This is a genomic window from Hansschlegelia beijingensis, assembly GCF_045505405.1.
In the GTDB taxonomy this organism is placed as follows: domain Bacteria; phylum Pseudomonadota; class Alphaproteobacteria; order Rhizobiales; family Methylopilaceae; genus Methylopila; species Methylopila beijingensis_A.
In genome coordinates this window covers 1-7,369 of record NZ_JBJKEX010000141.1, presented here as the reverse complement: position 1 = coordinate 7,369, position 7,369 = coordinate 1, and the positions used below count along the sequence as shown (strand labels likewise).

General features: G+C 69.5%; 6 protein-coding genes. 3 read left to right on the top strand and 3 right to left on the bottom strand.

Going from position 1 to position 7,369, the window contains the following annotated elements; genetic code table 11:
* The 3 genes from ACIKT0_RS10315 to ACIKT0_RS10305 all read right to left on the bottom strand — a co-directional run.
* Positions 1-217 (bottom strand): Ada metal-binding domain-containing protein (locus ACIKT0_RS10315; RefSeq protein ID WP_407105265.1); only part of this gene is annotated, 217 nt, incomplete at its 3' end.
* Between the two features lie 93 nt (positions 218-310).
* Positions 311-1,045, bottom strand: a complete 735-nt coding sequence (locus ACIKT0_RS10310; RefSeq protein ID WP_407105264.1) for a ferredoxin reductase — start codon at positions 1,043-1,045, stop codon at positions 311-313.
* Complete coding sequence (locus tag ACIKT0_RS10305) at positions 1,042-1,653, bottom strand: sulfite oxidase-like oxidoreductase (RefSeq protein ID WP_407105263.1); 612 nt, start codon at positions 1,651-1,653, stop codon at positions 1,042-1,044. Before ACIKT0_RS10305 ends, ACIKT0_RS10310 begins: the two co-directional genes overlap by 4 nt.
* 120 nt (positions 1,654-1,773) lie before the next feature.
* On the opposite strand from ACIKT0_RS10305, the gene ACIKT0_RS10300 reads away from it, so the two are divergent.
* From ACIKT0_RS10300 to ACIKT0_RS10290, 3 genes are all read left to right on the top strand, one after another.
* Positions 1,774-3,057 (top strand): MFS transporter, encoded by a 1,284-nt coding sequence (locus ACIKT0_RS10300; RefSeq protein WP_407105262.1) that lies wholly within the window; start codon positions 1,774-1,776, stop codon positions 3,055-3,057.
* A 121-nt stretch (positions 3,058-3,178) separates the two neighbouring features.
* A complete protein-coding gene (locus ACIKT0_RS10295) occupies positions 3,179-6,532 on the top strand; it encodes a beta strand repeat-containing protein (protein ID WP_407105261.1) in 3,354 nt (1,117 codons plus the stop codon).
* Positions 6,533-6,643: 111 nt separating this feature from the next.
* Positions 6,644-7,369 (top strand): acyltransferase family protein (locus ACIKT0_RS10290; protein ID WP_407105260.1); only part of this gene is annotated, 726 nt, incomplete at its 3' end.

The window sequence follows — 7,369 nt, the reverse complement described above, 5'->3', positions numbered from 1 at the left end:
CGTTCTTCGCCGGCCCGGCGCAGGCGGCCCTCGCCGGGCCGGCGAAGAACGAGACATTCTCGGGCTTGACGCGCCGGGCCGGACAGGACGGCCGGCAGTAGACCCCCGTGGTGCGCACCGCATAGACGAACGCGCCGTCCTGGCGCCGGTCGCGCGCGGCCACGGCGCGCCAGCGCGGGTCGTCCTCGGTCAGGGCGCGAGCCGTCGTCAGGACCATGGTCGCCTCCTGCTCCAAAAGCTTCGGGGATCACGATAGCGCGCCTGCTCGCCGCGCACGCTCCGGTCCTTGCCGCCAAATCGAGCCACGGTCTCAGCCGCCATAGCGCTCGGTGCGGATCTCCCCCGGCGCCACGCCCTCGTCGACGAGCGCGCCGGCGGCGGCCTCCACGAAAGCGTTCGAGCCGCAGATGAAGACATGCCGGGGCGCTGAGGGAAGTCCGGCGAGCGCCTCGGCCGCCATCGGCCGGTCGAAGCGTCTGCCATGGTCGCCCGGCCGGCGCGGAGCGTCGCGGCTGGTGGCGATCATGAGCCGGAAGCCGTCTTCGCGCGACTCCAGGCCGATCAGTTCGTCTCGGAACAGGGCCTCGTCCCAGCTGCGGCTCGCGAGCAGCAGCAGCGCGGGCGGCGTTGCGCCCCGGTCGGCCCTGTGGCGGACCATCGCCATCAGGGGCGCGACGCCGGATCCCGCCCCGACCAGCAGCAGCGGCCCACCGTCCGCCACGTCCCAGACGAAATGGCCGCCGATCGGGCCGCGCAGCTCGATCTCGTCGCCGACCTGCGCGACCTCATGGAAGAAGGCCGACACCTCGCCGTCCTCGAGCTTCTCGACCGCAAGCTCGAGCCGCTCCGGCCGGTCGGGCGAGGAGGCGATCGAATAGCTGCGGCGAGCCTGGTAGCCGTCCTCGGCCGTGAGCCGCAGGTCGACATGCTGGCCAGCCTTGAAGGCGAACGGGCGTTCCGGCGCGAGGAAGAAGCTCTTCACGCGGGCGCCGCGCGGGACGATCTCCGCGATGCGCGCGGTCTGCCAGCCGAGCGGGGTGGTCACAGATCGTCGTGATAGCGCTGCTCGCGCCAGGGGTCGCCATACATGTGGTAGCCGCGCAGCTCCCAGAACCCGGCGGTGTCGGTCTCGGTGAACTGCAGCCCGCTCAGCCACTTGGCCGATTTCCAGAAGTACAGATGCGGCACCAGCAGGCGCGCCGGGCCGCCATGGTCCGGCGCGAGCGGAGCCCCGTCATAGCTCAGCGCCACCATGGCCTTGCCGCCGACGAGATCGGCCGAAGGCACGTTGGTCGAGTAGCCGTCGAAGCCATGCGCCAGCACGAAAGGCGTCGGCGGCGCGGCGAAGCCGGCGGCGGCGAGCAGGTCGTCGATCGTGACGCCCTCCCAATCCGTGTCGAGCTTGGACCAGGTCGTCACGCAGTGGATGTCGCGGGTGATGCGCGTGCGCGGCAGCGCGTTGAAGGCGTCCCAGTCCCACTTCACCAGCGGGCGCGGGCCGACCTTGAGGGTGAAGGACCACTCGGCCAGCTTGACGCGCGGCGTCGGCCCGGCCGACAGCACCGGAAACTCGGTCGTCAGCGCCTGACCGGGCGGAATCCGTGAGGCGACGTCCGCCGGCGTGCGCCGTCCCCCGAAACCTCGCGTGGCCATCCGCCTGCCTCCATCGCCCGGCAGGAGACTAGCCGCAGGCGTTCCGAAGGCAAGCGGCGCTTGACCTGCGCGCCCGCGCGCCGGAGACCATGCGGCCTGCGCTCCGGGCCGGAACCCTCAATGTTGCTCACCCTGCTTCGCTCGCGCCGCTTCGCGCCCCTGTTCGCCTGCCAGCTGTTCGCGGCCTTCAACGACAATTTCATCAAGAACGCGCTGGCGATCCTGATCCTGTTCCAGCTCGGGGGGTCCAGCGGCCCGATGCTGGTGACGCTCGCGGGCGCGCTGTTCATCCTGCCGTTCTTCGTGCTCTCCGCGCTCGGCGGGGAGCTGGCGGACCGTTACGACAAGGCGCGAGTCGCGCGCGCGACCAAGGCCGGCGAGATCGGCGTCGCGCTGATCGCGGCGATCGGCTTCCTGATCGCCTCGGCGCCGCTGCTGTTCCTGGCCCTGTTCCTCACCGGCTGTCTCTCGGCGCTTTTCGGCCCCGTGAAGTACGGCATCCTGCCCGATCATCTCGCGCGCGACGAACTGGTCGCCGGCAACGCGCTGATCGAGAGCGCGACCTTCCTGGCGATTCTCGCCGGTACGGTCGGCGGGGGGATCATGGTGGCCGAGGCGAGCCCCTGGGCGATCGCGGCCGTGACGCTCGCGGTTTCGCTGCTGGCCTATGCGTTCTCGACCAAGATCCCGCCAAGCGGCGAGCGCGCGCCGGGCCTGCGGATCGACCTGAACATCGCCCGCAGCACCGCCGCGCTGCTCCGGGACCTGAAGCGCCAGCCGCGCCTCTGGACGGGCGCGATCGCGGTCAGCTGCTTCTGGCTCGTCGGCGCCGTGGTGCTGTCGCTGCTGCCGCCGCTGGTGAAGGACCCGCTCGGCGGTAGGGAGAGCCTGGTCACGCTGTTCCTCGTGGTGTTCACGGTCGGCATCGCGATCGGATCGCTGGCGGCGGCCCGGCTCAGCCGGCGGCGCATCCGGCTGGGGCTGACGCCGGTCGGCGGCGCGCTCGTCGGCGTCTTCGCGCTCGACCTCGCCTTCGCGACAGCCGGCATGACGCCGCCGGCGACGTCGGTCGGGTGGAGCGAGTTCCTCCGCTCCGCGACGGACCTGCGGATCGCGGTCGACCTGCTCGGCATCGCGGCCGGCGGCGGCCTGTTTGTGGTGCCGGTCTTCGCGTTTCTTCAGGCCGAGGCCGGAGAGGACCACCGCGCCCGCGTGATCGCCGCCAACAACGTGCTGAACGCCGCCTTCATCGTCGGCGGCTCTCTGATCCTCATCGGGCTTCAGGCGGCCGGGCTCTCGACGTCGACGCTGATCGGCCTGGTCGGCGCGCTGTCGCTCGCGGGCGCGCCGCTGATGTGGCGCGCGCTCTCCGGCGCCGTGCGCCACGAGGCGCAGGCGCACTGAGCGGCTCCCTCCACCCTACGTTGTCATACGGATGCCGGAGGCGAGACGTCCCCTCCATAGTACCGCTGCGCAGGGTCAAAGATGATCGGGTGATCATGACCTGCGCAGGCGGAGCTCAGTCATGGTCTATTTCCCTGGGACGACAGGGAACGACAGCCCGACCGCCAGCGACGACTATGACAGCCTTTACGGATTGGGCGGAAACGACACGCTCAGCGGGCTCGGCGGCGACGACATCCTCTCCGGAGGCAATGACGACGACTCGCTGATCGGCGGCCAGGGCGACGACGATCTTTATGGCGGCGCGGGCGCCGACACCATGCTCGGCGGCGACGGCGGCGACGACTTCTCGGTCTACAGCTACGAGACCGGCGCCGACGTGATCGACGGCGGGGCCGGCGTCGATCGGCTCTATCTCGACGCCGGCGGCGCGACCGCCGACGTCACGCTCAACATTAGCGACCCTCAGGTCCTCCAGCGCCTGCCGGACGGCACGACCATCGTGCGGATCGAAGCCCTGAGCTTCACCGGCGGCGGCGGCGACGACACCGTGGTGGGCGGCGCCTATTCGGACAATCTCTCGGGCGGGGCCGGGAACGACAGCCTGTCCGGCGGCGCGGGCAGCAACGACGCGCTGCGCGGCAATGACGGCGACGACGTCCTGCGGCTCGGATCTGCGGTCTATGGCACGCTCGACGGCGGCGCCGACCGGGACACGCTCTATGGCGGCTCGGGCGACGACTACATCTATGGCGGGACCGGCAACGACGTGATCGCGGCCGGCGGCGGCCAGGACCAGATCTATGGCGACGCCGGCAACGACACGATCGACGCCGGCGCCAACGACGACTACGTCTACGTCCGGTTCGACGACGGCTATGACAGCATCGACGGCGGCGCCGGCATCGACCACCTCTCCTTCGACCGCACCGCCTCTCTGGTCGGCCTGAGCATCAGCCTCGCCAGTCCGACGACGCTGCAGACGCTCGCGGACGGCACCCGCCTGATCCGTTTCGAGCGGATCGACTTCACCGGCGGCGCGGGCAATGACAGCATCATCGGCGGCAATCTGACCGATCGGCTGCATGGCGGCGAAGGCGCCGACACGCTGAGCGGCGGCGGCTCGGGCGGGGACTACGACAACGTCTACGGCGACGCCGGGGCCGACAGCCTGATCGGCACCTCCGGCTACGACTATCTCTATGGCGGGACCGGAAACGACCGTATCCAGATGAGCGCCGACGGCGACTACGCCTATGGCGACGAGGACAACGACACGATCGTCGGCAGCGGCGGGCTCGACTACATCGAGGGCGGGACCGGAGGCGACAGCGTCTCAGGCGGCGGCGGCGACGACCGCATCACGGTCCGGGCCGGCGACGGCGCGGACACGATCGACGGCGGCGCCGGCACGGACATCCTCTATTTCGCCCGCGACAGCGACATCGGCCTGACGTTCTCGATCGCCAGCCCCAACGCCATGCAGGTTCTGGCGGACGGCACGCGCATCGTCGGGATCGAGCGCATCGACTTCGACGGCGGCGCAGGCGGCGACGTGGTGACCGGCGGCGCGCTCGTCGACACGCTGAACGGCGGCGAGGGCGACGACAGGCTGGACGGTGGCGGCGGTGACGGCGACGGCGTCAGCGGCGACGGCGGGAACGACACGCTGATCGGCGGCGGCGGCGTCGACTATCTGTCCGGCGGCGCGGACGACGACCTCATCATCGTCTCGGGCGACAGCGACAACGCCTCGGGCGACGACGGCGACGACGTGATCCGCGGCTCCGAGGTCGCCGACTGGAATCTCAGCGGCGGCGCGGACAATGACAGCATCTTCGCGGCCGGGGGCGCGGACTATCTCTACGGCGGAACCGGGGACGACTCGCTCGACGGCGGCGCCGGCGACGACCGCATGTATGGCGACCGCGGAAACGACACCTATGTGGTCGACAGCCTGAACGACCAGATCCTCAGCGAGACGGCCGAAACCGGCGTCGACCTCGTGCAGTCCTCGGTCGACTGGACCCTGGGCGACTTCCTCGAGAACCTGACGCTCACGGGGGCGGCGAACCTCAGGGGAACCGGGAACGAGCTCAACAACCGCATCACCGGCAACGCCGGGTCCAATACGCTGCTCGGCCTCGGCGGATCTGACACGCTCGACGGCGGCGGCGGCGCGGATCGAATGGAGGGCGGCGTCGGCAACGACGTCTATTACGTCGATCATTCCGGCGACAGGGTCATCGAGGCCAAGGGCGCCGGAACCGACCTCGTCTACAGCAGCGTCAGCTTCGCGCTGACCGGGCAGTACGTCGAGCGGCTGACGCTGACCGGGACCGCGGACATCAACGCGACCGGCAACAGCCAGGACAACCGGATCATCGGCAACAGCGGCGCCAACGTCATCGACGGCGGCACGGGCGCCGACACCATGCAGGGCGGGGCCGGCGGCGACACCTACTATGTCCAGAACGCCGGCGACCGCGTGATCGAGGCCAATGTCGCCGGCTACGACACGGTGTTCTCGTCGGTGACCTACTCGCTCAAGGGTCAGTATGTCGAAGCCTTGACGCTCACCGGATCGGCCAGCATCGACGCCACCGGCAACACGCTCCACAACGTGCTGACGGGCAACGCGGGCGTGAACATCCTACGAGGCGGCGCCGGCGACGACACCTATTACGTCCAGAACCTCGAAGACCGGGCGCTCGAGTCGAATGGCGACGGCTTCGATCAGGTGTTCAGCACCGTCTCCTACTCGCTTGCCGGGCAGTACATCGAGAACCTGACGCTGACCGGCGAGGGTGACGGCTTCGCGATCGGCAACGGCCTCGCCAACGTGCTCGTCGGCAACTCGGGCGACAACAATCTCGACGGCGGAAGGGGCGCCGACACCATGGAGGGCGGCGCCGGCGACGACGTCTATGCCGTCGACTCGCTCGGCGACCGGGTGATCGAGGCGACCGGCCAGGGGTTCGATCAGGTCTATTCGTCCGTCTCGTTCTCGCTCGCCGGCCAGTATGTCGAGCAGCTCGTCCTGACCTCGAACGGCGCCGTGGACGGGACCGGCAACAACCTTGCGAACGGCCTGATCGGCAATTCCGCCGCGAACGTTCTCGACGGCTGGAAAGGCGCGGACACACTCTCGGGGGGCGGCGGGCAGGACACCTTCTCGTTCGCGACCGCGCTCGGCGCCTCGAATGTCGACCACATCACCGATTTCATCGCGGCCGATGACTCCATCCGGCTGGAGAACGGCGTCTTCAAGGGGCTTGCGGCAGGCGCGCTCAAGGCCGGCGCGTTCTACGCCGGAACCGCGGCGCACGACGCCGACGACCGCATCATCTACGATCAGGCGTCCGGGTCGCTGTTCTTCGACCGCGACGGCACCGGCGGGACCTACGCGGCCGTCCGCTTCGCCATCCTCGACAACCACGCAGCGCTGACGGCGGCCGATTTCACCGTCGTCTGAAGATTAAGAACGTCTTAGGGCGACGCTCGCCTCGTGGCGGTCGGCCTTCACCTTCGTGTATGGTTCTGAGCGTATCCTGTATCCAGGAAACTCTCGGGAAAGTCGGCGAAGATGACCGCCAGCCTGCGCGCACCCTCCGCGACCAAGACGCGCGTCGACTGGGTCGACGTCGCGAAGGGCATCTGCATCGTCATGGTGGTGATGATGCACTCAACCCTGGGCGTCGAGAAGGCGGCGGGCGCGGAAGGCTTCATGCACTACGCGGTCGCGTTCGCGCGGCCGTTTCGGATGCCCGACTTCTTCATGATCTCGGGCCTGTTCCTCGCGCTGGTGATCGACCGCGACTGGCGGCTGTATCTCGACCGCAAGGTGGTCCACTTCGCCTACTTCTACCTCCTCTGGCTGGTGATCCAGGGCGCGTTCAAATGGCCGGGGATCGCGCTGGACGAAGGCGCGGGCGCCGTCCTGCACCAGTTCCTGGTGTCGCTGATCGACCCGTTCGGCATGCTCTGGTTCATCTACCTGCTGCCGATCTTCTTCGTGTTCGCGAAGCTGGTGCGACGCGCGCCTTGGTGGCTGGTGCTCGGCTTCGCGGCGCTGCTGGAGTCGCTCCAGATCCATACCGGCTGGATGGTTCCGGACGAGTTCTGCGCGCGCCTGTTCTACGTGCTGCTTGGCTGGTACGGGGCGTCGGCGATCTTCAGGATCGCGGACTGGGCGCGCGACCATCGCGGGCTCACGCTGCTGGGCCTCGCCGCCTGGGCGCTGATCAACGGCGCGGCGGTGTTCGCGGGCGTGGCGACGCTGCCGGGAGTGAGCCTCGCGCTCGGAACCGCC

Coding starts and splice junctions, on each gene's coding strand:
- ACIKT0_RS10305 (WP_407105263.1), bottom strand. CDS start 1,653: ATGGCCACGCGAGGTTTCGGGGGACGGCGCACGCCGGCGGACGTCGCC.
- ACIKT0_RS10300 (WP_407105262.1), top strand. CDS start 1,774: ATGTTGCTCACCCTGCTTCGCTCGCGCCGCTTCGCGCCCCTGTTCGCC.
- ACIKT0_RS10295 (WP_407105261.1), top strand. CDS start 3,179: ATGGTCTATTTCCCTGGGACGACAGGGAACGACAGCCCGACCGCCAGC.